At 67.8% G+C, this 21,814-nt stretch carries 23 protein-coding genes; 11 read left to right on the top strand and 12 right to left on the bottom strand.

All coding sequences use genetic code 11. The features are described 5' to 3' along the window. Positions 1 to 138: 138 nt before the first annotated feature. Together KUV65_RS00740 and nth are read right to left on the bottom strand one after the other, a co-directional pair. Positions 139 to 1,131, bottom strand: a complete 993-nt coding sequence (locus tag KUV65_RS00740) for an adenosine kinase (RefSeq protein ID WP_222186951.1) — start codon at positions 1,129 to 1,131, stop codon at positions 139 to 141. Further along, positions 1,128 to 1,820 carry an endonuclease III gene (nth, locus tag KUV65_RS00735; protein WP_222186950.1) on the bottom strand — a complete coding sequence of 231 codons (693 nt, stop codon included), beginning with the start codon at positions 1,818 to 1,820 and terminating at the stop codon, positions 1,128 to 1,130. The genes KUV65_RS00740 and nth overlap by 4 nt, the downstream gene beginning before the upstream one ends. A gap of 110 nt (positions 1,821 to 1,930) precedes the next feature. Between nth and KUV65_RS00730 the strand changes: the two genes are divergently transcribed. From KUV65_RS00730 to KUV65_RS00720, 3 genes are all read left to right on the top strand, one after another. Then, positions 1,931 to 2,800, top strand: a complete 870-nt coding sequence (locus tag KUV65_RS00730; protein WP_222186949.1) for a methylated-DNA--[protein]-cysteine S-methyltransferase — start codon at positions 1,931 to 1,933, stop codon at positions 2,798 to 2,800. Positions 2,801 to 2,945: 145 nt separating this feature from the next. Continuing rightward, positions 2,946 to 3,605, top strand: coding sequence for an OmpA family protein (locus KUV65_RS00725; RefSeq protein WP_222186947.1), 660 nt, complete (start codon positions 2,946 to 2,948; stop codon positions 3,603 to 3,605). A gap of 105 nt (positions 3,606 to 3,710) precedes the next feature. Then, the gene (locus KUV65_RS00720) at positions 3,711 to 4,481 is read left to right on the top strand and encodes a FadR/GntR family transcriptional regulator (protein WP_222186946.1); all 771 of its coding nucleotides are present in this window, start codon (positions 3,711 to 3,713) and stop codon (positions 4,479 to 4,481) included. A gap of 59 nt (positions 4,482 to 4,540) precedes the next feature. Here the strand turns inward: KUV65_RS00720 and KUV65_RS00715 are convergent, their stop codons facing one another. Together KUV65_RS00715 and KUV65_RS00710 are read right to left on the bottom strand one after the other, a co-directional pair. Continuing rightward, on the bottom strand, positions 4,541 to 5,761 hold the full coding sequence (locus tag KUV65_RS00715) for a mandelate racemase/muconate lactonizing enzyme family protein (RefSeq protein ID WP_222186944.1): 1,221 nt from the start codon (positions 5,759 to 5,761) through the stop codon (positions 4,541 to 4,543). Positions 5,762 to 5,859: 98 nt separating this feature from the next. Continuing rightward, a complete protein-coding gene (locus tag KUV65_RS00710; protein WP_308124470.1) occupies positions 5,860 to 6,948 on the bottom strand; it encodes an alcohol dehydrogenase catalytic domain-containing protein in 1,089 nt (362 codons plus the stop codon). A 154-nt stretch (positions 6,949 to 7,102) separates the two neighbouring features. Here KUV65_RS00710 and pcaD point away from each other — a divergent pair, with 154 nt between their 5' ends. From pcaD to KUV65_RS00695, 3 genes are all read left to right on the top strand, one after another. Continuing rightward, positions 7,103 to 7,906: a 3-oxoadipate enol-lactonase gene (pcaD, locus tag KUV65_RS00705; protein ID WP_222186941.1), complete on the top strand. Its 804-nt coding sequence runs from the start codon at positions 7,103 to 7,105 to the stop codon at positions 7,904 to 7,906. Beyond that, on the top strand, positions 7,903 to 8,946 hold the full coding sequence (locus tag KUV65_RS00700) for a hypothetical protein (RefSeq protein ID WP_222186940.1): 1,044 nt from the start codon (positions 7,903 to 7,905) through the stop codon (positions 8,944 to 8,946). Before pcaD ends, KUV65_RS00700 begins: the two co-directional genes overlap by 4 nt. A 168-nt stretch (positions 8,947 to 9,114) precedes the next feature. Then, complete coding sequence (locus tag KUV65_RS00695; protein WP_222186939.1) at positions 9,115 to 10,332, top strand: TCR/Tet family MFS transporter; 1,218 nt, start codon at positions 9,115 to 9,117, stop codon at positions 10,330 to 10,332. Positions 10,333 to 10,482: 150 nt separating this feature from the next. Here KUV65_RS00695 and KUV65_RS00690 read toward each other — a convergent pair whose 3' ends face one another. The 3 genes from KUV65_RS00690 to KUV65_RS00680 are packed head-to-tail and all read right to left on the bottom strand — an operon-like array spanning position 10,483 to position 12,985. Further along, positions 10,483 to 11,466: a threonine ammonia-lyase gene (locus KUV65_RS00690; RefSeq protein WP_222186938.1), complete on the bottom strand. Its 984-nt coding sequence runs from the start codon at positions 11,464 to 11,466 to the stop codon at positions 10,483 to 10,485. Then, positions 11,463 to 12,296, bottom strand: coding sequence for an alpha/beta fold hydrolase (locus tag KUV65_RS00685; protein ID WP_222186937.1), 834 nt, complete (start codon positions 12,294 to 12,296; stop codon positions 11,463 to 11,465). The genes KUV65_RS00690 and KUV65_RS00685 overlap by 4 nt, the downstream gene beginning before the upstream one ends. Then, on the bottom strand, positions 12,296 to 12,985 hold the full coding sequence (locus tag KUV65_RS00680; RefSeq protein ID WP_222186936.1) for a haloacid dehalogenase type II: 690 nt from the start codon (positions 12,983 to 12,985) through the stop codon (positions 12,296 to 12,298). The genes KUV65_RS00685 and KUV65_RS00680 overlap by 1 nt, the downstream gene beginning before the upstream one ends. Positions 12,986 to 13,167: 182 nt before the next feature. Here KUV65_RS00680 and KUV65_RS00675 point away from each other — a divergent pair, with 182 nt between their 5' ends. Next, positions 13,168 to 13,596, top strand: coding sequence for an FKBP-type peptidyl-prolyl cis-trans isomerase (locus KUV65_RS00675; RefSeq protein ID WP_222189521.1), 429 nt, complete (start codon positions 13,168 to 13,170; stop codon positions 13,594 to 13,596). A gap of 136 nt (positions 13,597 to 13,732) precedes the next feature. Beyond that, entirely contained in the window at positions 13,733 to 14,326 is a 594-nt protein-coding gene (locus KUV65_RS00670; protein ID WP_222186935.1) for a hypothetical protein, read from the top strand. Here KUV65_RS00670 and KUV65_RS00665 read toward each other — a convergent pair. From KUV65_RS00665 to fabA, 5 genes are all read right to left on the bottom strand, one after another. Beyond that, a complete protein-coding gene (locus KUV65_RS00665; RefSeq protein WP_222186934.1) occupies positions 14,323 to 14,982 on the bottom strand; it encodes a dimethylsulfonioproprionate lyase family protein in 660 nt (219 codons plus the stop codon). The genes KUV65_RS00670 and KUV65_RS00665 overlap by 4 nt on opposite strands. Positions 14,983 to 15,027: 45 nt before the next feature. Next, a complete protein-coding gene (locus KUV65_RS00660; RefSeq protein WP_222186932.1) occupies positions 15,028 to 15,816 on the bottom strand; it encodes an enoyl-ACP reductase FabI in 789 nt (262 codons plus the stop codon). 7 nt (positions 15,817 to 15,823) lie between these two features. After that, complete coding sequence (locus tag KUV65_RS00655) at positions 15,824 to 17,053, bottom strand: beta-ketoacyl-ACP synthase II (RefSeq protein WP_222186931.1); 1,230 nt, start codon at positions 17,051 to 17,053, stop codon at positions 15,824 to 15,826. A 96-nt stretch (positions 17,054 to 17,149) separates the two neighbouring features. Beyond that, positions 17,150 to 17,848, bottom strand: a complete 699-nt coding sequence (locus KUV65_RS00650; protein WP_308124469.1) for a M50 family metallopeptidase — start codon at positions 17,846 to 17,848, stop codon at positions 17,150 to 17,152. A gap of 64 nt (positions 17,849 to 17,912) precedes the next feature. Then, a complete protein-coding gene (gene fabA / locus KUV65_RS00645; RefSeq protein WP_222186928.1) occupies positions 17,913 to 18,422 on the bottom strand; it encodes a bifunctional 3-hydroxydecanoyl-ACP dehydratase/trans-2-decenoyl-ACP isomerase in 510 nt (169 codons plus the stop codon). Between the two features lie 200 nt (positions 18,423 to 18,622). Between fabA and irrA the strand changes: the two genes are divergently transcribed. The 3 genes from irrA to KUV65_RS00630 all read left to right on the top strand — a co-directional run bounded on the left by irrA (position 18,623) and on the right by KUV65_RS00630 (position 21,785). Next, entirely contained in the window at positions 18,623 to 19,042 is a 420-nt protein-coding gene (irrA, locus tag KUV65_RS00640) for an iron response transcriptional regulator IrrA (protein ID WP_259552334.1), read from the top strand. 156 nt (positions 19,043 to 19,198) lie between these two features. After that, positions 19,199 to 21,019, top strand: coding sequence for a translational GTPase TypA (gene typA / locus KUV65_RS00635; protein WP_222186926.1), 1,821 nt, complete (start codon positions 19,199 to 19,201; stop codon positions 21,017 to 21,019). Between the two features lie 61 nt (positions 21,020 to 21,080). Beyond that, a complete protein-coding gene (locus KUV65_RS00630) occupies positions 21,081 to 21,785 on the top strand; it encodes a hypothetical protein (protein WP_222186925.1) in 705 nt (234 codons plus the stop codon). Positions 21,786 to 21,814: the final 29 nt, after the last annotated feature.

Here is a 21,814-nt window from a genome sequence, read left to right as displayed (position 1 = left end):
TGGATTGTGCGCCCCCGTTTGACCGAGGCCCGTGAACCTTTCGTGACAGATCCGGCAACCGGCCCCGGACCGAGGCCGGATCTCCCCAGCAATCCGGGGCGGATCCTTGCGGAAACCGGACCGCAGCGCGGCGCTACGTCAGATCAGACCTTGCGCCGCGAAGACCTCGCTCAGCGGGCGCTTGGGGCGTGGGCCGACATGGCGGATCACCTCGGAGGCGGCAGCGACGCCCATGCGGCCCGCCATCTCGATCTCCTGCCCCGTGGCCATGCCGTAGAGGAACCCGGCGGCGAACTGGTCGCCCGCGCCGGTCGCGTCGACCGGGGTGATCGTCTCGACCGGGATCTCGACGCGGGCCGCCCCGCGCAGGATCTTCACCGGCTCGCCGGAATGGGTGCAGACGACGATGTCACAGATCGTGGCGGCCTGCGCCAGCGCGGCGTCCAGATCGTCGGTTTCATAGAGCGCCAGCCATTCCTGGTGATTGCCGATCACGTAATCCATCTGCCCCTCGATCAGGTGCAGGAAATCGGCGCGGTGGCGGTCGACGCAGAACGGATCGCTGAGCGTGATGCCCACCTTGCCCCCGCCCTTGCGGCAATGATCGGCGGCGGCGGTGAAGGCGGTTTTCCCCTCGGGCTTGTCGTAGAGATACCCCTCCAGGAACAGCCAGCGGGCATTCGCGGCCACGCTTGCATCCACGTCCCCCTCGTCGAAATCCGCGCCCGCGCCGAGATAGGTGTTCATCGACCGCTCGCCATCGGGCGACACGAAAATCATCGAACGCGAGGTGGGTGCCTCCGCCTCGGGGGCCGGCGGGTTCGGGAACGCGGTGCCGCCCTCTTCCATCCCTGTCGCGTAGAAACGGCCAAGCGCGTCGTCCTTGACCTTGCCAAGAAAGGCAGTCTTCAGCCCCAGCGTACCCGCGCCCGCGACCGTGTTGGCCACCGACCCGCCCGGGGCCTGCACCCGGTCATTCATCGACGCGTACAGCAGTTCCGCCCGCTCGCGGTCGACCAGCTGCATGATCCCCTTCTGGATGCCCATGTTCTCGAGGAAACTGTCATCGCCATGGGAAATCACGTCGACAATGGCGTTTCCGATGCCGACGAGGTCGTAGTCTTGGGTCATGTCAGGTCTTGTCCTTTTTTCGCACGCGGGCGTTTCGGGGCGGGTTCGACCGTCTTCTCCTCGAAGGGGCAGAGGTCGCGGATCAGGCAGGCGGGGCATTTCGGCTTGCGCGCGACGCAGGTGTAGCGCCCGTGCAGGATCAGCCAGTGATGGGCGTGAAGCTGGAACTCGGCCGGGACGTTATCCTCGATGGCGCGCTCGACGGCGTCCACGTCCTTGCCCGGCGCGATCCCGGTGCGGTTGCCGACGCGGAAGATATGCGTATCGACGGCCTGCGCGGGGTAGTGCCACCACATGTTCAGCACCACGTTGGCGGTCTTGCGCCCCACCCCCGGCAGCGATTGCAGCGCCGCGCGGCTCGACGGCACCTCGCCGCCGTAATCCTCGACGAGGATACGGCTCAGCTTGATGACGTTCTTGGCCTTGTTGCGGAACAGGCCAATCGTCTTGATATGCTCGATCAGCCCCTCTTCGCCCAATTCCAGCATCTTTTCCGGTGTGTCGGCGATCTGGAACAGCTTTTCGGTGGCCTTGTTCACGCCCGCATCCGTCGCCTGCGCGCTGAGTGCCACGGCCACGACCAGCGTGTAAGCGTTGACGTGGTTGAGCTCTCCCTTCGGTTCCGGCTCGGCGGCGTGGAACCGGGTGAAGATCTCGTGCATCGTGCGGTAGGGCAGTTGCTTGGCCATGCCCCCTAATGCCGCTTGCCGGGACGAGCTACAAGGGACGCTTTGGCGCAAGAAGCGGGTCGCGGGCGGGACGGGCCGCGCCTAGATTGGGGCAAGACAGGAGAGACGCAATGACCGAGCTTGCCCCCGACGCCCCCGAGATGGCCTATCATTTCCACATCGTGCGCCGTGCGCTGGACGCCATCGACGCCGCCCCGCCCCCCGGCCCGACGCTGGAGGAGTTGGCGCGAGAGATCGGCCTAAGCCCCGCGCATTTGCAGCGGGTGTTTTCGCGCTTTGCCGGGGTCAGCCCCAAGCGTTACCAGCAATACCTGACGCTGGACCATGCCAAGCGCCTGCTGGCCGAGCGTCACACGGTGCTGGATACGGTCGCGGAAACGGGCCTTTCGGGCGGCGGGCGGCTGCATGACCTGTTCCTGACATGGGAGGCGATGAGCCCCGGCACCTATGCCGCCAGGGGCGCGGGCCTGACGATCCGTTGGGGCCTGTTCGACAGCCCCTTCGGTCCGGCCATCGTCATGGGCACGGAGCGCGGGATCTGCGGCATCGGCTTCACCGCCGAGACGGGCGAGGCCGCCGCGCTGGCCGACCTGATGTCGCGCTGGCCCGAAGCGACCTATCTCAAGGACCCTGCCGTCCTCGCGCCGTGGGCCGAGGCCGCCTTCGGCGCCACGGGGGGCGACGTGAAGCTGGCCCTGATCGGCGCGCCCTTCCAGATCAAGGTGTGGGAGGCGCTGCTGTCGGTTCCCTCGGGCCATGTCACCACCTATTCCGAGATCGCCCGCGCCATCGGGCGGCCCAAGGCGGTGCGTGCCGTGGGCACGGCGGTGGGGCGCAACCCGATCAGCTGGCTGATCCCCTGCCACCGCGCGCTGCGCAAATCAGGCGGTTTGGGCGGCTATCACTGGGGCCTGCCGGTCAAACGCGCCATGCTGGCGTGGGAGACGGCGAGCGCGGAAGCGGGCAGTGCACCGGACTGATCCCGCGCCCGGACCGCTTGCGCGGGTTTTCGCCAAACACGTTTTTCCCCCTGCGCAGCCGCCCGAGCGATGTTATATCTGAAGCCAATCCGGCCGCGCGACACCGCTGCGGCCCCAAAATAACGTGCCAGAGCAGGATTTTCGCATGACCCTTCTGTCCAAGACCCCGATTGCCGTCTTCACCGCCGCGACGCTGGTGCTGACCGGCTGCGTCTCCAACACCGTGCAGGACCCCAATGCCAACCGCACCCGCGACGGGGCAGTGATCGGCGGCATGCTGGGCGCCTTCTTCGGCGCGACCGCCGATGACGACAACCGTGGCCGCAATGCCGTCATCGGCGCCGCCGCCGGTGCGCTGGCGGGCGGGGCCATCGGCGCGGCCCTCGACCGTCAGGCGCGCGACCTGCGCGCGGCCATGGCCAATGACCGCATCGCCATCGAGAATACCGGCGAGGAACTGATCGTGACGATGCCCGAGGGCATCCTCTTCGACATCGACTCGGCGGCGATCCGGGCCGGGCTTCAGGCCGATCTGCGCGCACTGGCCCGCAACCTGCAGCAATATCCCGACACGACCGTGGATGTGGTCGGCCATACCGACAACACCGGGTCGGCCGAATACAACCAGGACCTTTCGGCCCGGCGCGCCAGCGCGGTGGCCGGCGTCCTGCTCGAAGAAGGCGTCGCGCCCGCACGGGTCCGCAGCTATGGCCGTGGCGAGAGCGAGCCTGTCGCGTCGAACCTCACCCCCGAGGGCCGGCAGCAGAACCGCCGGGTCGAGGTCATCATCCGCCCGCGCGGCTGAGAGGCGCAGGTCGGAATTCCAACCGCGCAGGCCCGGTGAACGCTGGACTTGCGCGGCAATGCGGTCATAATCCCTGACCAATACGAGGGAGGGAGGGGCCGCGTCATGCCGTTTCAGCGCATCGAGGCCGAGAAACTGTCGCACAGCGTCGTGCGCCAGATCGAGCAACTGATCCTGCGCGGCATCCTGCGCCCGGGTGAACGCCTGCCGTCCGAGCGGGAACTGTCGGAACGCCTCGGCGTATCGCGTCCGTCCCTGCGCGAGGCCATCGCGGAGTTGCAGGACCGCGGGCTTCTGTCGACGCGCGCGGGCGCGGGCATCTACGTGGCCGATGTGCTCGGCTCGGCCTTCTCCCCCGCCCTGATCCGGCTGTTCGCGCAGCACGAAGAGGCGGTCTTCGACTACATCGCCTTTCGCCGCGACCTCGAATCCATCGCGGCCGAACGCGCCGCGATCCACGGCTCGGACACCGACCTCAAGGTGATCGACACGATCTTTCGCAAGATGGAAGCCGCCCATTCCAAGCGGAACCCGTCGGACGAGGCCGAGCTGGATGCCGAGTTCCACCTCGCCATCCTCGAGGCCTCGCATAACGTGATCCTGCTGCACATGATGCGCTCGATCTTCGACCTCCTGCGCGAGGGCGTGTTCTTCAACCGTCAGGTCATGTTCAAGAACCGCACCACGCGCGACCTGCTGCTGGAACATCACCGCGCGATCAACGCCGCGCTTCAGGCGCGCGATCCACAGGCCGCCCGCGCCGCCGTGGTGGAACATCTCAGCTTCGTCGAAGAGGCGCTGCAGGCACAGCGCAAGTCGGAGAAGAACGAGGAGATCGCCCGCCTGCGCTACGAGCACGAGCAGGCGCGCGGGTAAGGCGCCGTTTTCCTATAGGAAAACGGACCGGATTTCTCGAGAAATCCGCCCGCCCCGGCTCAGTCGGCGGCGCCCCCGGCGAAGGCGTTGCCATTCTGCCAGTCGCAAGGCGCGTCGCGCATTTCCAGGTGCAGCCGGTCGGTCGTGACCGGGTGGGCGCGGGCCAGATCCTCGTTCAACGCGATCCCCAGCCCCGGCGCGTCCGGGGCCGCGACGAAGCCGTTTTCCACCCGCGGCCGCCCCGTGACCAGCGCGTCATGGAACGGGCTTTCTATGGCTTCGACCATCAGGAGGTTCGGGCAGGTCACGCCCAGATGCACATTCGCCGCCCATTCCACCGGACCGGCATAGAGATGCGGGGCCAGTTGCGCCCCCGCCGCCTCGGCCAGCGTGGCGATCTTCTTGCCTTCCCACAGCCCCCCCGCCCTCCCAAGCGCCGGTTGCAGGATCCTTGCGCCATGGGCCAGCGCGGCGGCGAATTCCGCCTTGGTGGTCAGGCGCTCGCCGGTCGCCACCGGGATCGTCGTGGCGCGGGCCACCGCCGCGAGGGCGGGAAAATCGTCGGGCGGCACGGGCTCCTCGAACCACAGGGGATCATGCGGGGCGATGGCCTGCGCCAGCCGGATCGCGCCCGCTGGCGTGAACTGCCCATGCGTGCCGAAAAGCAGGTCCGCCCGGTCGCCCACCGCCGCCCGGATCGCGGCGCAGAACGCGGCGGAGCGGGTGATGTCGGACATGGCCGGCATATGCCCGCCGCGCATCGTGTAGGGGCCGGCCGGGTCGAATTTCACCGCCGTCCAGCCCTCGGCCACCCGCGCGCTGGCGGCCTCGGCGGCCATGTGGGCGTCGATCCAGAACCGGTCGGGGTCGTGGTGCGGCTCGGGGTAGAGGTAGGTATAGGCGCGCAGCCGGTCGTTCATCCGCCCGCCCATGAGCGCCCAGACTGGCCGGTCGCGCATCTTGCCCAGGATATCCCAGCAGGCCATTTCCATGCCCGAGAACGCGCCCATGACGGTGGGATCAGGTCGCTGCGTGAAGCCCGAGGAATAGGCGCGGCGGAACATCGTCTCGATGTTTTCGGGCGCGTTCCCCGCCACGTGGCGGGCGAAGACATCCGCGATCACCGCCGCCATGGCCTTGGGGCCGACGGCGCTGGCATAGACCTCGCCGAGGCCGGTGATGCCGTCTGCGGTGGTCAGACGCAGGATCAGCCAATAGCGCCCGCCCCAACCGGGCGGCGGCGGGGCGACAGGGAAGATCTCCAGGTCGGTCAGGCGCATGATCGGCGGTCCTCGCTGTGGCAGGTGGCGGGCCGGCGGGGGGCTGTCTGCCCCCCACACCCCCCGAGAGGTTTTTTGGCCAAGATGAAGGGGCGGGCCTAGTCGAAGAGGATGACGTTGCGCCTGGCCTGCCCCGTGTTGGTGTCGGCGATGGCCTCGTTGATCTGGTCGAGGCGCCAGCGGTTCGAGATCAGCTCGTCCAGTTTCAGACGGCCTTGCCGGTAGAGCTCGACCATCCACGGAATATCGCGACCCAACACCACCTCGCCCATCAGCGAGCCGCGCATCCCCTGCCCCGTGGCGGCCAGGATCACCGGCTCGTAGGCCGAGGTGCCGCCGGAATGGGGCATGCCGACCGCGTAGACCGTGCCACCCGGCGCGAGGAAGCGGTTGGCCATATCATAGGCCGGGATCGCGCCGACCGAGACGAAGACATGGTCGGCCGCGCGCCCGCCGGCGGCGGATTTGGCCGCGCGCCAGGGCGTCTCGCCCGAGGCCAGCAAGGCCGCCGTCGCCCCGAATTCCAGCGCAACGTCGAGCTTGGTCTCTTCGAGGTCGAGCGCGATGATATGCGCCGCGCCCGCGATGCGCGCGCCCTGGATCGCGTTCAGCCCCACGCCGCCCGCGCCGATCACAACGACCACGTCACCCGGGCGCACGCTCGCCGTGTTGACGGCCGCGCCGACGCCCGTGGGTACGCCGCAGGCCAGCAGGCAGGCGACCTCCCCGGGGATGTCCTCGCCGATGGGGGCGGTCTGGCTGACATGGACGGTCACCCTCTCGGCGAAAGCGCCGCAATTCATCGCCTTGTTCACCTCGGTGCCATCGGACAGCGTCAGTTCCGGCGGCAGCGGCTGGTTCCCGGTGCAGTAGACCGGTTTGGCCGTGGTGCAGGAGGGGCAATGTCCGCAGGACCGGATCAGCGTGACGAGGACGCGCTCCCCCTCGGCCAGTGCCGTCACGCCGGGGCCAAGGGCCGTGACGCGGCCCGCCGCTTCGTGCCCGTAGACCGCGGGCAAGGCGCCGCCCCAGGCCCCTTCCATGTAGGAGATGTCGGAATGGCATATGGCCACGGCTTCGAGCGTGACCTGCACCTCGCCCGGCCCGGGATCGCGAAGCTGCAGCGTTTCGATCTTGAGCGGCGTGTTGAACGCATGGCACACGGCGGCGCGGATTTCACTCGGCACTGGACCCCTCCCTCGTTTGTCGTTGGGACCAGCCTGCGCGGCCATCCCCGGGCGTGCAAGGCAAAACGCGGCGGCCGATGGCCTATGCGCGACCTGCTTGCACGCGCGCGCCGTCTGGCCGACAAGCAAGGCAAGCCGACAGGAGGATCCGCCGATGGACTGCATCACGCTCGACGATGTGACCTTGCATGTGAAACTGGAGGGGCCCGAGGACGGGCCGCCGGTTCTGTTCGCCAACTCGCTCGGGACCGACCTGCGCCTCTGGGACGACGTGGTGGCGCGCCTGCCCGAGGGGCTGCGCCTGATCCGCTATGACAAGCGCGGCCATGGCCTGTCGACCTGCCCGCAGGCGCCCTACACGATGGGGGCGCTGGTGCGCGATGCCGAAGGGCTGCTCGATGCGCTGGAGGTGAAAGAGGCCGTGGTCGTCGGCTTGTCCATCGGGGGGATGATCGCGCAGGGGCTGGCGGCCAAGCGGCTGGACCTGGTGCGCGCGGTGGTGCTGTCGAACACCGCCCCCAAGATCGGCACGCGCCAGATGTGGGCCGACCGCATCGCACAGATCCATTCCGGGGGGCTGACCTCCATGTCGGACGCGATCATGGAGCGGTGGTTTTCGAAACCCTTCCGCGACAGCCCCGCCGTCACCCCGTGGAAGCGCATGGTCGAGGTCACGCCCGAGGCCGGCTACGCGGGTTGTTCGGCGGCCATCGCGGGGACCGATTTCTACACGACCACGGCGGCGCTGCGCCTGCCCGCGCTGGTCATCGCGGGGGACCAGGACGGATCGACCCCGCCCGACCTCGTGCGCGAGATGGCCGACTTGATCCCCGGTGCGCGCTACGAGCTGATGCGCGGCGCGGGCCACCTGCCCTGCGTCGAGGATCCCGAGACCTACGCCGCGCATCTGACCGCGTTCCTCGCCGGGATCGGCCACCTGCCCGGAGGGGCCGGATGAGCGTCACGCCCTTCGACAGCGCGCTCTATCGCGACCTCTTCGGCGATGCCGAGATCGCGCGGCTGTTCTCGGACACGGCCGAAGTACGGGCGATGATGCTGGTGATGGGCACGCTCGCCAAGGTGCAGGGACAGGCGGGCGACATTCCCGAGATCAGCGGCGCCTTCCTGCACCGCGCCGCGATGGAGGTGCAGGTCGACCCCGCCGCGCTGTCGCGCCCCGCATGGGAGGCGGGCACACCCGTCCCCGCCCTGGTCGAGGCCGTCCGCGCCGCGCTCAACGCGCCGGAACATGCGCCCTACCTGTTCCGCGGGGCCACCGAGCACGACATCCGCGACACGGCCCGCGCCCTGCGCCTGCGCCAGGCGCTCATGCTGGTCGAGGCGCGGCTTGGCACGGCCCTCGGGGGGCTGGCGGCTGTATGCGGCCGGAAAGAGACGGGATCCGCGCCACAGCTGCGCGTCCCGGCGCAAGCGGTGTTGGACTGGGGCAAAGCCCTGCTGCGTTTGCACGACCAGTTGAAGACGCTGCGCCCCGCCTGCCTTTGCGTGAGCCTCGGTGCGGGCGAGCAGACGCCCGCCAGACGCAGCGCCCTTGCAACGGCCCTCGGGCTTGGCGACCCGGGCGACGCCACTCCGCGGGATCTCAGCCCCCTTGCAGACTGGCTGTCCGAGCTTGCAGCGAGCGGTGGCAAGATCGCCAGCGCGCTTCAGGCGCATAGCCCCGCCGAAACCGCCATCGCCATTCTCGGCCCGTCCCCCCTTCCGGCGCTGATGGCCTTGTCCGGCCATGCCACGGCGCTTGCCTCCGCGATGGCCCACTCGCAGCCCGCCCAATCGGAGGCCCTGAGGCTGGCCGAGTACCTCGCCCTGCCGCAACTCGTCGCCACCGCGGCCCGCTCGGCGACGCTGATCTCGGCCATCGCCAGCGCCCCACTCACCCTCACCCCCGATCCGGCCCTCGACGAGGATCTGGCCGGTTTGGCCCAGGCCGCACGGGACAGGGCAAGGCGCATCGCCGAGACGCACGCGCCAGGCTGACCCCATCTTTATCCTTCAAATATGCAGGCGCGGAACGCGCCGGCGCGGCAAGGGGCTCGATGCCCCTTGCCGCGCCCGCCCGGGCGACGCGCACGGGCGCGGCGCAATTGATTGGACAGGACGGAACTGTCAATCTACCTTGACACCTACCCGACACCGAGCCTCTTCATGCGTTTGCCCGTCCTTTTCATTCTCGTAACCGTCATGCTCGACGCGATGGGCATCGGCTTGATCCTTCCGGTCATGCCGGACCTGATCGCCGAAGTGCGGGGCACGGGGCTGAACGATGCGGCCCTTTGGGGCGGCATCCTGTCGGCGGCCTACGCGATCATGCAATTCGGCTTCGCCCCCACGATCGGCAACCTGTCGGACCGGTTCGGACGGCGGCCGGTCCTGTTGGTCTCGATGAGTGTCATGGCGCTCGATTACGTGGTGATGGCCCTGGCCGGGTCGATCTGGCTGCTGCTGGCCGGCCGGATCGTGGCAGGCATCACGGCGGCGACCCACTCTACCGCTTTCGCCTTCATGGCCGATATCACCGAGCCCGAGACCCGCGCGAAAAGCTTCGGGCTGATCTCGGCAGGCTTCGGCATGGGCTTCATCTTCGGCCCGCTTCTGGGGGGGCTTCTGGGCGATCTCGATCCGCGCGCGCCTTTCGTCGCGGCGGCCCTCCTCGCCGCGCTGAATGTCGTGTTCGGCCTGTTCGTTCTGCCCGAAAGCCTGCCCAGGGCGCGGCGGCGCCGTTTCGACTGGCGTCGCGCCAACCCGGCGGGCGGGTTGATGCAGATGGGGCAACTGCCCGGTGTGCGCCCACTTCTGGCGGTGATGCTTGCCTACCAGGTGTCGAATTTCGTCTATCCCGCGATCTGGGCCTACTGGACGCAAGGCGTTTTCGGCTGGGACGCGGCGATGGTCGGAACCTCGCTGGCCGCCTACGGGGTTGCCATGGCGATCGTGCAGGGCGGGCTGGTCCAGCCGGTCCTGCGGCGATTGGGCGAGGTACGGGCCGTCACCTGGGGCCTGATCCTGAACACCGGCTGCCTGGTGGCCTATGCGCTGATCGGACAGGGCTGGATGATCTGGGCGATGATCCCGATCTCGGCGCTTGGCGCGATGGTGGCCCCGGCCCTGCAGGGGGTGCTCAGCCGTGCGGCGGGGGCGGACCAGCAGGGCGAGTTGCAAGGGGTCCTGGCCTCGCTCTCGGCGCTGTCGATGATCCTGTCACCCCTGATGATGACGCAGGCCTTTTTCTGGGCCACGCGCGAGGGCGGCGCGATCTGGTGGCCCGGCGCGCCCTTTGCCCTTGCGGCCGTGTTGATGGGGCTGTCGCTGCTGCTGTTTCTCGGCATCCAGGCGCGGGCGGCGACGGCCACACCGGCCGAGTAATTCCCACAAAGGGTTGCGCCGGCCTTGCCGTCGCCCGGTGTCGCGGGACAGGGGGCATCGAGCCCCCTGTCCCGCGGCGCGCGATCCGCGCGCTGCATATTTGAAGGATAAAGATGCAGGTCCGGGAACGCGGGCTGTCGGGGACGGGGCCTAGAGTTTCGGGGCGGCGGACAAGGCCTCGGTGAACGTGTCCGCATCGACATTGCCGCCAGAGGCCGTGGCGATCACCGGCCCGTCGGCAAGTGCTGCGCCATGGAAGAGCGCCGCGGCCAGCGCCACCGCGCCGCCCGGTTCGATCACCAGCTTGAGGCGCTCGAAGGCGGCGCGCATCGCGGCGCGTACCTCGTCCTCGGTCACGACGAGGCCGGGGCCGCACAGGCGCTGCAGGATGGGGAAGGTCAGATCGCCCGGCGCCGGGGTCAGGATGGCATCGCAATAGCCCGCTTCGGGGCCGCTGTTGCGCTGGATCTGGCCGCTGGCCAGCGAGCGCGCGGTGTCGTCGAACCCCACAGGCTCGACCGGGCGCACCTGCATGCCCGGCGCCCGCGCCTCGAGGGCCAGCGCGATCCCCGCCGTCAGGCCCCCGCCCCCGCAACAGGTGAGCACGGTGGCCTCCGTCACGCCCTCTGCCGCGGCCTGCGCGGCGATCTCCAGCCCGCAGGTGCCCTGCCCCGCGATCACCTGCGGCTCGTCGAAGGGTTTGATGAGGGTGAGGCCGCGCGCGTCGCGCAACTCCGCCCCAAGCACGTTACGATCCTCGCCCCCGGCGCGGTCATAAAGCACCACCTCGGCCCCGTAGGCGCGGGTGTTCTCGATCTTGAGCCGCGGCGCATCGGCGGGCATCAGGATCGTGGCCGGGATGCCATGCAGCTGCGCCGCCCGCGCCACGCCCTGCGCGTGGTTGCCCGAGGAATAGGCCAGCACGCCCCGCGCGCGCAGCTCCGGGTCCAGCGCCGAGATGGCCGACCACGCGCCGCGGAACTTGAAGCTGCCGGTGTGCTGCAACACCTCGGCCTTCACCCAGACGGTACGGCCCGCGACCTCGTCCAGGAAGGGCGAATTCAACAGCGGCGTCTCGCGCACCACCCCCTTGGCGCGCGCGGCGGCGGCCTCGATCATCGCGATATCGGTCATGCGACTTGCTCCAGCACGGTTTCAATGACGCGGACCGCGCCGGGTTCGTCGAGAAAGGGCACATGTCCGCGGTCGCCCAGCTCGACAAAGGCCATGTCGGGGCGGCGGCGGCGCATCTCGGCGGCTGTGTCCGCGGACAGGATGTTGGAATGGGCCCCGCGGATCAGGCCGAGGGGCAGCCCCTCGAAGGCGTCGAAGAGCGGCCAGAGATCGACCGCGGGCGCATCCGGGTCGAAGGAGGCCGCCACCGCGTCGCGCAAGCGGGGATCGTAGCGCAGGTCCAGCGCCCCCTCGCCTTGCGTGTAAAGGCGGCGCGCGAAATCGGCCCATGTGGCGGCGGGGACGTTCTGGAAACTCTCGGCATAATAGGTCGGGAAGGCCGCCGCGGCCTCCTCCAGCGTGCGGAAGCGGGGCGGTCGGCCGATATAGTCCATGATCATCGCCAGCCCCTCGGGCATGATCTCGGGACCGATATCGTTGAGGATCACGCCCGACAGCCGCTGTTTCGCGGTCGCCGCCAGCATCATCGCCACCAGCCCGCCGCGCGAGGTGCCGAGGATTGCCACGCGCTTAAGCCCCAGATGGTCGAGCAGGGTCAGAACATCCTCGGCCTCTTGCGGGATGGCGTAGGTGGCGGGGTCGCCATGGTCGGAGGCCCCGCGCCCGCGGAAATCCATGCGGATGATGCGCGCGCGGTCGGCGAAGCGGTCCACCACCGGCTCGAAATCCTCCATGTTGCGGGTCAGCCCCGGCAGGCAGAGGAGCGGCGTGCCCGCGCCCCGGTCGTCATAGGCCAGCTTCACCCCGTCTTTCGCCGTCACGAACTGCATTACAGGTCCGCCACCAGATGCGGCACGTTGCGCAGGTCGGGCGCGACATGGTGCGGGCGGGCCGGCAGGCGGTCCACCGGCTCTCCGGCGCGGTTCACCCATAGCGTGACGAACCCGTAAGCCGCCGCTGCCGCCGCGTCCCAGCCGTTGGAGGAGACGAACAGCACCTCGTCGCGCGCGCAGGAAAAGCGCTCTCCCACAAGGTCATAGACCCGCGCATCGGGTTTGAAGATGCCGACGTCCTCGACAGACAGCACCGCGTCGAGCAGATCGCCCACGCCCGCGCTGTCCACCGCGCCCGCCAGCATGTCGGGTGAGCCGTTGGACAGGATCGCCGTCTGCAGCCCCGCCCCCTTCAACCCGCCCAGCATCTCGGGCACCTCGGGGAAAGCGGCAAGCTGCCAGTAGAGGCCCAGGAGCGCCTCGCGCAGGCTGGCGTCATGGTCCTGGCCCGCGCGCTCCAGCGCCCAGTCGAGACCGTCCTGCGTCACCTGCCAGAAATCGCAATGATGCCCGGTGATCGCGCGCAGCCACGAGTATTGCAACTGCTTCAACCGCCAGTCCGTGGCCACCTGCGCCCAGACCTCGGCAAAGCCCTCGCGCCCCGGCTGCCCCGCCAGTTCGCGCGCCGCCGCGGAAACGTCGAACAACGTGCCGTAGGCGTCGAATACGCAGACGCTGATCACCATGCCATCCCCCTTCGCTCTTGTCCGCCCGACACTGGCACAGCAATCGGGCGGCGACAATTGCGGGTGCAGGGGTTTCATTACGCGACCGCAACCCTTACCTTGCTGCGCGAGCCACCGCGGTAGTCCTGCGTCACCGACGCTTTTCCGCGAAATTCACGCCTTTCCCAACCAAAGAGATGCATATGACCCAGGCCAAGCCGGGCACCACCGTGTCCATTCATTACACCGGCACCCTTGCAGACGGGACCACCTTCGACAGTTCCGAAGGGCGCGACCCGCTGACCTTCCAGATGGGCGAAGGCCAGATCATCCCCGGTCTGGAAAACGCGCTGTCGGGCATGTCCGAGGGCGACAAGAAGACGGTCACCATCCCCGCCGCCGAGGCCTATGGCCCGCACCGCGAGGACGCGATGCAGCAGGTCCCGCGCGAGGCGGTGCCCGATCACATCCCGCTCGACCTTGGCACGCAGTTGCAGGTGCAGACGCCCGAGGGCCAGACCCTGCCCGTGACCGTGGCCGAGGTGACGGACGAGACCGTGACGCTGGATGCCAACCATCCGCTGGCGGGCAAGGACCTGACCTTTGCCGTGGAACTGGTCAAGGTCGCCTGAGCCACCCCCTGAGCGACAGCTATCGAGCGGCGCCCTTCGCGGGCGCCGTTTTCGTTTCAAACGCCCCGCTTTCGTTGCGCGCGCGCCCGCCGCGTGCTTGGATCATGTCATCCGCATCCGGCAAGGGGGCCTGCCCATGTCCAGCCGCATCGACAAGCTTCGCGACCAGATCAGCGCGGCGAGAGCCGACCTGCTCGACGAGATCGAGGAGCGCCGCGCCCGGTTCAGCTACACCATCTCGGGCCGCCGCATCCGCTTCGAGGACGAGATGCGCGCCCGCCACCGCGCCGCGCGCGAAAACCTTCTCAGCTTCCTGTCGCGCACACGGCTTCTGGTCCTGCTGACCGCGCCCGTGATCTACGCGCTGATCATCCCCTTCGTGCTGCTCGACCTGTTCGTCACCGTGTACCAGGCGATTTGCTTCCCGGTCTATGGCATCCCCAAGGTGCGCCGCGGCGATCACATCGCCATCGACCGGCACCACCTCGCCTATCTGAACGGGCTGCAGAAACTGAACTGCGTGTATTGCGGCTACTGCAACGGGCTGATCGGCTACGTGCGCGAGATCGCCGGCCGGACCGAGGCCTATTGGTGCCCGATCAAGCACGCCCGCCGCATCGCCGACCCGCATGATCACTACCCCGGCTTTGCCGATTTCGGCGATCCCGTCGATTTCCAGGCCCATGTCGAGGCGCAGCGCGCGACCCTCGCCGCCGCGCGCGACGACTAGGCCTGCCGCCGCCCGGCCGTGAATTTCATCTTGGGATCACCGAGTTTCTCTGGCGGGCCGGCCCAGGCATAGGCCAGCAGGCACGGCTCATGGTCGCCGGTGGTGATCCGGTGCTCGTCGCCCGGGCGGTTCAGGATCAGCGAGCCCGGCGAATAGACCGCGGCGTTGTTTTCCGACCATGCGCCAGAGACGGAGATATAGCTTTCCTCGATCTCGGAATGGCTGTGCTGCGGATAGGTGGTGCGCGGCGCGAACAGCACGAAACCCAGGATCAGCCGATCCCACAGGATCGGACCGCGCGGCCCAAGGATTTCGCAATAGGCGTATTTCCGCGCCAGGGCGGGTGGCACCTTTTCATAGCCATATTCCCAGGTCAGCCGGTCGCGTTGTTCACGCAACGCCCGCGCCATGCCCTGCATCGAGCCACGCTCGCCCGTGTCCAGCGCGCGGGAAAAATGCGCGGTCACCGGCTTGCCGGCCGGCTCGCGTTCGGCGAGCGGCGGGTTGCCCCCGATGATGCGCGACAACTCTTCGCGCACCTTCTTGCGGTGGCTGCGGATGGCGGGGCTGCCCCCGGCGGACCCATAGCGATAGAGTGTTTCGAATTCTCGAAGCAGGTAGATCCAGTTGGGCTGGTCGATCAGACGTTCCGACATGTCCAGATTTCCCACCATTTGGCCCGACCGTAGCCCGCAATGCGCCTAGAGGTTTTCCGGCTGCGCCATACCCAGCACGTGATACCCGCCATCGACCGTGATGATCTCGCCGGTCGTGCAGGCGCCATAGTCCGAGGCCAGGTACACGGCGGTGCCGCCCACGGCCTGAAGCGTTGCGTTGGCCCGCAGGGGTGCGTTCGCCTCGGTCGTCTTGAAGGTCTTGCGCGCGCCCCCGATGGCCGCGCCCGCCAGCGTTTTCATCGGCCCCGGCGAGATCGCGTTGACGCGGATCTGCTGCGGCCCGAGGTCGTTGGCGAGGTAGCGCACCGAGCTTTCCAGCGCCGCCTTGGCCACACCCATCACGTTGTAGAACGGCGTCACCCGGTTCGACCCCTGGTAGGTCAGCGTCAGCAGCGTGCCGCCCTCGGGCATCAACTCGGACGCGCGCTTGGCCACGTCGATGAAGGAATAACAGCTGATGGTCAGCGAGTTGCGGAAGTTCTCGCGCGTCGTGTCGATGAAGCGCCCGGCCAGTTCCGCCTTGTCGGAATAGGCGATGGCATGGACCACGAAATCCAGGCTGCCCCATTCCTCCTTGATGCGGGCGAAACAGGCATCCATCGAGGCATCGTCGGTCACGTCCACATCGACCATCAGGCTGGCGCCCACGGACGCGGCCAGCGGTTCCACGCGCTTGCCGAACGCTTCACCTTGATAGGAAAACGCCAGTTCGGCCCCCTCGTCGGCCAGCGCCTTGGCAATGCCCCACGCGATCGAGCGGTCATTCGCGACCCCCATCACGAGGCCGCGTTTGCCCTTCATCAAATCCGTCATCTTGAAATCACCCGTCAAAACGCGAGAGCAGCATCGATCCGTTGGTGCCCCCGAAGCCAAAGGAATTGGTCATAACAGTATCCAGCCCCGCGCCTTCGACCAGCGCCGTGGCGATCTCGGCGGCGTCCAGATCGGGGTCGAGCGTTTCGACATTGATCGAGGGCGCGATGAAATCATGCTCCAGCATCAGAAGGCAGAACACCGCCTCGAGCGCGCCGGCAGCCCCTTGGGCGTGGCCCGTCATCGACTTGGTCGAGGAAATCGGCGGCGTGGAGCCTTGCCCAAAGACGCGGCGCACGGCCTCGACCTCGCCCACGTCGCCCACCTTGGTGGAGGTGCCGTGCGCGTTGATGTAATCGACCTTGCGCGCCTCTGGCAGCGTTTGCAGGGCCAGCCGCATCGCGCGCTCGCCACCCTCGCCCGATGGCGCGACCATGTCATGCCCGTCAGAGGTGGCGGCAAATCCCGTCACCTCGGCATAGATCTTGGCGCCGCGCGCCTTGGCCCGCTCCAACTCCTCCAGCACGAGGATGGCACCGCCGCCGCCGATCACGAACCCGTCGCGATCCGCGTCAAAGGCGCGGCTGGCGCGCTGCGGCGTGTCGTTGAATTTCGACGACATCGCCCCCATTGCGTCGAACAGGCACGAGAGCGTCCAGTCCAGTTCTTCCGCACCGCCAGCGAACATCACGTCCTGCTTGCCCATCATGATCTGCTCGGCCGCGTTGCCGATACAATGCAAGGATGTCGAGCAGGCCGAGGTGATCGAGTAGTTGATCCCCTTGATCTGGTAGGCGGTGGCGAGGTTGGCGGAAATCGTGCTGCTCATGCATTTCGGCACGGCAAAGGGGCCGATCCGCTTGGTCCCGCCCGATTTCAGCACCGTCTGGTGCGCGGCGAACATGGCGCTGGTCGACGGCCCGCCCGAGCCCGCGATCAGCCCGGTGCGCGGATTGACGATGTCGCCCTCCTCCAGCCCCGCATCGGCGATGGCCTGGCCCATGGCGATATGGGCATAGGCCGCGCCCGGCCCCATGAAGCGCAGCGCGCGCTTGTCGATATGCTCGGACGGGTCGATCTTGAGCGTGCCGGCGACCTGGCTGCGAAAGCCATGCTCGGCCATCTCTGCACTGGCCTCGATCCCCGAGCGGCCCGTCTTCAGGCTGTCGACAACCTCGGCTGCGGTGTTTCCGATGGGCGAGACGATCCCAAGCCCTGTGACGACGACGCGGCGCATGTTTGCTGCTCCTCCGTTTGCTTTCGGCTGTGTAGGACAGGCGGGCGTTCAGGGGCAAGCCGTTACCTTGCCTCGGGGCACCGATGGCGCGCCCCGTCACCCCTTGCCGAAATGCAGGTTACTGTCCCGCCCGAGAATCCGGCGCGCGGCAAAGGAGATCACGGCGAGGCTGATGATCAGCCATAGCGCGCCCCACATCATCGTGGTGCCCCCGACCTCTTCGGCCAGCATCCGCGCGTCCGAGCGCAGCGCGGATCGGCGCAGCGTGTCGTCGAAAATGTCATAAGGCACGTAGAGCAGAGAGCTGAGCCCGATCACCCGAAGGGCAAGGTCGCAGCCCTGCCGCGGCAGGTAGCGCGCCGCGGCCAGCAGCGCCGCCCCGGTGCCAAGACAGATCAGCGCGGCGGGGAGGTCGCGGACATAAAGGACCAGGACGACCAGCATCAGCGCCCCCAGCCCGCCGAGAACGGCCCGGTCCGCCGTGGATCGCAGCGCCACCCACAACAGGCCGACCCCGATCAGGAGCGAGCCGAGATACCCCGCCGTCAGGATGGCAAAACGCGACCCGCCCCGCGTCCACGCTTCGCCGCCTTGCTGAAAATTGACCGAGATCGTCTCGATCGACCCGCCGGTCAGGATCGCCGCCAGCCCGTGCGACAGTTCGTGAAAGAACACCACCAGCAGTTTCAGCGGCAGGATGACAGGCGTGGACCACAGCACGAAGACCACCGCAAGGATGGCCAGAAGCTGCCAGTGATGGTGCAAGACCCGCATGCGCGCCGACCCGTTGTCCACGGCGCAGGGTGCCACGACCCCGCGCCTGCGGGAAAGCCCGATCTCGCGTCAGGCGGCGGCGCCGTCAGCTCTCGCTGAGCGCCACTTTCATGTCCTTGACCTGGTAGATCACCTCGCCATCGGCCTCGACCCGGCCATCGGCCACGCCCATGGTCAGGCGGCGGGTCTGCACGGCCTTGGTGAAATCGACGTGATAGGTCAGCATCTTGCGGTCGGGGCGCACCATGCCGGTCAACTTCACTTCGCCGACGCCAAGCGCATAGCCTCGCCCCTGCCAGCCGCGCCAGCCGAGGTTGAAACCGGTCAACTGCCACAGCCCGTCAAGGCCAAGGCAGCCCGGCATGATCGGGTTGCCGGGGAAATGACACTCGAAGAACCACAGCTCCGGCGTGATGTCGAACTCGGCCACCACGTGCCCCTTGCCATGGGCGCCCCCGTCTTCCGAGATGTCGGTGATCCGGTCCATCATCAGCATGGGCGGCTCGGGCAGTTGGGCGTTGCCGGGGCCGAACAGCTCCCCGCGCGCGCATGCCAGAAGGTCGTCCTTGTCGAAACTCGTGGGGTAGTTGGCCATGGCCTCCGCCTGTGCTGTAATCCCGCCCGGTTGATCGCGGGCGTCAAAGTTTGCCCCGTCTATCATCGCCGCCGAAGAGGTGGCAAGGCCATGCCCCCTGCGGCAGATTCGGTTTTGCGATTGAAACCTTGCGTCAACAGGCCTTATATATATGACCAAGAACGAATTTGCAGGAAAGTGACCGCCGGATGACTCCCGCGATGACCCCCGAAGCGCTTGAGCGCGGACGCACTTGGCTGGTGGATGGCGAGTTGCGCCCGACCCGCCAGCGCCTGACGCTGGCCGCGTTGCTGATCGGGGACGGGCAGGATCGCCACGTCACCGCCGAAAGCCTGCACGACGCCGCGATTGCCTCGGGCGACCGGGTCTCGCTGGCCACGGTCTACAACACGCTTCGCGCCTTTTGCGATGCGGGCCTGATGCAGGAAGTCACCGTGGACGGCACCCGCAGCTATTTCGACACCCGCATGGACGAGCATCCGCATTTCTTCATGGAAGACGCGGGCCACCTGACCGATGCGCCCAAGGCAGGCATCGAGATCAAGACCTTGCCCGAGGTGCCCGAGGGCTACGAAGTGTCCAAGGTCGACGTCGTCATCCGCCTGCGCAAGAAGGCCTGACCCCGGCCACCGGCCGGGGCAGAAAATCTCGAGATTTTCTGACAGGAAAAGCCGGCTTTTCCTGCACGGCATCCGTGGCGACGCTTTTGCCCTAGCCAAGCGCGGCGCAAGCGGCTAACGCCCTGCCAACCCTGACATGACCAAAGGCCCCCCTTCATGGACCTGCGCAATATTGCGATCATCGCCCACGTCGACCACGGCAAGACCACGCTGGTGGACAACCTCCTGAAACAATCCGGCGCCTTCCGCGAGAACCAGGCCGTGGCCGAACGCGCGATGGACAGCAACGACCTCGAACGCGAACGCGGGATCACCATCCTGGCCAAGGCCACCTCGGTGGAATGGCACGGCACGCGCATCAACATCGTCGACACCCCCGGCCACGCCGATTTCGGCGGCGAGGTCGAGCGCATCCTGTCGATGGTCGATGGCGTGGTCCTGCTGGTCGACGCCGCCGAGGGCCCGATGCCCCAGACCAAGTTCGTCACCGCCAAGGCGCTGGCACTCGGGCTGCGCCCCATCGTGGTCCTGAACAAGGTGGACAAGCCCGACGCCGAACCCGACCGCGCGCTGGATGAGGTGTTCGACCTGTTCGCCGCGCTCGACGCGAACGAGGATCAGCTCGACTTCCCGCATCTCTACGCCTCGGGCCGTGCCGGCTGGTGCGACGCCGATCTCGACGGGCCGCGCAAGGACCTGCACGCGCTGTTCAACCTGATCGTCAACCACGTCGCCCCGCCCAAGCAGCTCAAGCACGTGGACGAGGATTTCCGCATGCTGGCCACCACGCTCGGCTCGGACCCGTTCGTCGGCCGCCTGCTGACCGGTCGCGTTGAATCGGGCCGCCTGAAGGCCGGCGCGACGGTCCACGCCCTCAGCCGCCATGGCGAACAGATCGAACGCTTCCGCGTCTCCAAGATCCAGGCCTTCCGCGGCCTCTCGCTGCAGGAAATCGACGAGGCGCAGGCGGGCGATATCGTCACGCTCTCGGGCATGGCCAAGGCGACCGTGTCCGACACCATCTGCGCGCTGGCCGTCGAAGACCCGATCCCGGCCCAGCCCATCGACCCGCCGACCATCTCGGTCACCTTCGGCATCAATGACAGCCCGCTGGCGGGCCGCGACGGCAAGAAGGTGCAATCGCGCGTCATCCGCGAACGCCTTATGAAAGAGGCGGAATCGAACGTCGCCATCAAGGTCACCGACACGCCCGGCGGCGAGGCCTTCGAGGTCGCGGGCCGCGGCGAATTGCAGATGGGCGTTCTGATCGAGAACATGCGCCGCGAAGGGTTCGAACTGTCGATCTCCCGCCCACAGGTCATCCTGCGCGAGGAAAACGGCGTCACGGTCGAGCCCATCGAAGAGGTCACGATCGACGTCGACGACGACTACACCGGCGCGGTGATCGAGAAACTGACCGGCCCCCGCAAGGGCGAACTGATCGAGATGAAGCCGGCCGGCGCGGGCAAGACCCGCATTGTGGCGCTGGTCCCCTCGCGCGGTCTCATCGGCTACCATGGCGAGTTTCTGACCGACACGCGCGGCTCGGGCGTGCTGAACCGCGTGTTCCATTCCTGGGCGCCGCACAAGGGCGCCATCCCGGGCCGTCGCGCGGGCGTTCTGATCTCGATGGAAAACGGCACCTCGGTGGCCTACGCGCTCTTCAACCTCGAGGATCGCGGGCGCTTCTTCATCGGCCCGCAGGAGGATGTCTACCAGGGCATGATCCTGGGCGAGCACTCGCGCGAGAACGACCTCGAGGTGAACCCGCTCAAGGGCAAGAAGCTGACCAACGTGCGCGCGTCGGGCAAGGATGATGCCGTCACCCTCACCCCGCCGGTCCGCATGTCGCTGGAAGAAGCCATCGCCTATATCGACGATGACGAACTGGTCGAGGTCACGCCCAACGCCATCCGCCTGCGCAAACGCTATCTCGACCCGCACGAGCGCAAGCGCCAGGCCCGCGCGACGGTCTGATCCGCGACGATTTCGCCAAGGGCCGCTTGACCCAACCCAAGCGGCCCCGCAATCTGCGTGCATGAGGAAACGCGGCACTCCGGACAGGCAGACGCGCGCCGCGGTGGCGGCTTGCGCGTTTTTCCTGGCCACGCCGGCGCAGCCGCAGCCCCTCGCCTGCCCGGACAGCAATGTGCTGGTCGAGGGCGCGGGGGAGGATACCGGGCGGATCTGCGCCATCGTCGCGGCCACGCAACGGCAGTTCGACCAATGCGGCGGCCTCACGATCCCCGAGGACATCGAGATCGCGATCAATCCCGATCTGGGCCTCAATTGCGTCGGCCTTTACCATTGTGGCGAGCACCGGATCGAGCTTCTGCCGCCCGACACCTATAATAACGACACGGCCATGTCGGCCACGGGCGAGTTTTCCATGATCACCCCGGGCGCCTATTTCGAAAGCGTCCTGCGCCATGAACTGGCCCATGCCGCGATGGACGACCTGATGGAGTGTCCCCTGCCGAATTGCCTGGTGGGACAGGAATACGTGGCCTACGCCCTCCAGATCGAGTTCCTGCCCGCGTCCGATCGCGACGCCTTTCTCGCCACACAACCCGAGGTCGCGCGCCCGATCTCGCGCGACGAGTTGCACCCGATGATCCTGTTCATGGCGCCGGGCCTCTTTGCGCGCAAAGCCTGGCTGCATTTCCGCGACCGCCCCGATCCCTGCGGCTTCCTGGGCCAGGTCGCGCGCGGCGAGGTGTTGCTCGACTACGAGCATTTCTGAGCCCAGAAACGCGAAAAAGCCGCAGGCAT

It is taken from the genome of Maritalea mobilis, assembly GCF_019800885.1.
GTDB lineage: Bacteria > Pseudomonadota > Alphaproteobacteria > Rhodobacterales > Rhodobacteraceae > Roseibacterium > Roseibacterium beibuensis.
The sequence above is the reverse complement of the archived record's forward strand: the minus strand, read 5'-3'. Positions and strand labels throughout refer to the sequence as shown.

Coding starts and splice junctions, on each gene's coding strand:
- KUV65_RS00690 (WP_222186938.1), bottom strand. CDS start 11,466: ATGACCGATATCGCGATGATCGAGGCCGCCGCCGCGCGCGCCAAGGGG.
- KUV65_RS00660 (WP_222186932.1), bottom strand. CDS start 15,816: ATGACGGATTTGATGAAGGGCAAACGCGGCCTCGTGATGGGGGTCGCG.
- pcaD (WP_222186941.1), top strand. CDS start 7,103: ATGGACTGCATCACGCTCGACGATGTGACCTTGCATGTGAAACTGGAG.
- KUV65_RS00695 (WP_222186939.1), top strand. CDS start 9,115: ATGCGTTTGCCCGTCCTTTTCATTCTCGTAACCGTCATGCTCGACGCG.
- KUV65_RS00685 (WP_222186937.1), bottom strand. CDS start 12,296: ATGCAGTTCGTGACGGCGAAAGACGGGGTGAAGCTGGCCTATGACGAC.
- KUV65_RS00670 (WP_222186935.1), top strand. CDS start 13,733: ATGTCCAGCCGCATCGACAAGCTTCGCGACCAGATCAGCGCGGCGAGA.
- KUV65_RS00655 (WP_222186931.1), bottom strand. CDS start 17,053: ATGCGCCGCGTCGTCGTCACAGGGCTTGGGATCGTCTCGCCCATCGGA.
- irrA (WP_259552334.1), top strand. CDS start 18,623: ATGACCCCCGAAGCGCTTGAGCGCGGACGCACTTGGCTGGTGGATGGC.
- KUV65_RS00740 (WP_222186951.1), bottom strand. CDS start 1,131: ATGACCCAAGACTACGACCTCGTCGGCATCGGAAACGCCATTGTCGAC.
- KUV65_RS00730 (WP_222186949.1), top strand. CDS start 1,931: ATGACCGAGCTTGCCCCCGACGCCCCCGAGATGGCCTATCATTTCCAC.
- KUV65_RS00675 (WP_222189521.1), top strand. CDS start 13,168: ATGACCCAGGCCAAGCCGGGCACCACCGTGTCCATTCATTACACCGGC.
- KUV65_RS00725 (WP_222186947.1), top strand. CDS start 2,946: ATGACCCTTCTGTCCAAGACCCCGATTGCCGTCTTCACCGCCGCGACG.
- KUV65_RS00665 (WP_222186934.1), bottom strand. CDS start 14,982: ATGTCGGAACGTCTGATCGACCAGCCCAACTGGATCTACCTGCTTCGA.
- fabA (WP_222186928.1), bottom strand. CDS start 18,422: ATGGCCAACTACCCCACGAGTTTCGACAAGGACGACCTTCTGGCATGC.
- nth (WP_222186950.1), bottom strand. CDS start 1,820: ATGGCCAAGCAACTGCCCTACCGCACGATGCACGAGATCTTCACCCGG.
- KUV65_RS00715 (WP_222186944.1), bottom strand. CDS start 5,761: ATGCGCCTGACCGACCTGGAGATCTTCCCTGTCGCCCCGCCGCCGCCC.
- KUV65_RS00700 (WP_222186940.1), top strand. CDS start 7,903: ATGAGCGTCACGCCCTTCGACAGCGCGCTCTATCGCGACCTCTTCGGC.
- KUV65_RS00630 (WP_222186925.1), top strand. CDS start 21,081: ATGAGGAAACGCGGCACTCCGGACAGGCAGACGCGCGCCGCGGTGGCG.
- KUV65_RS00720 (WP_222186946.1), top strand. CDS start 3,711: ATGCCGTTTCAGCGCATCGAGGCCGAGAAACTGTCGCACAGCGTCGTG.
- KUV65_RS00680 (WP_222186936.1), bottom strand. CDS start 12,985: ATGGTGATCAGCGTCTGCGTATTCGACGCCTACGGCACGTTGTTCGAC.
- typA (WP_222186926.1), top strand. CDS start 19,199: ATGGACCTGCGCAATATTGCGATCATCGCCCACGTCGACCACGGCAAG.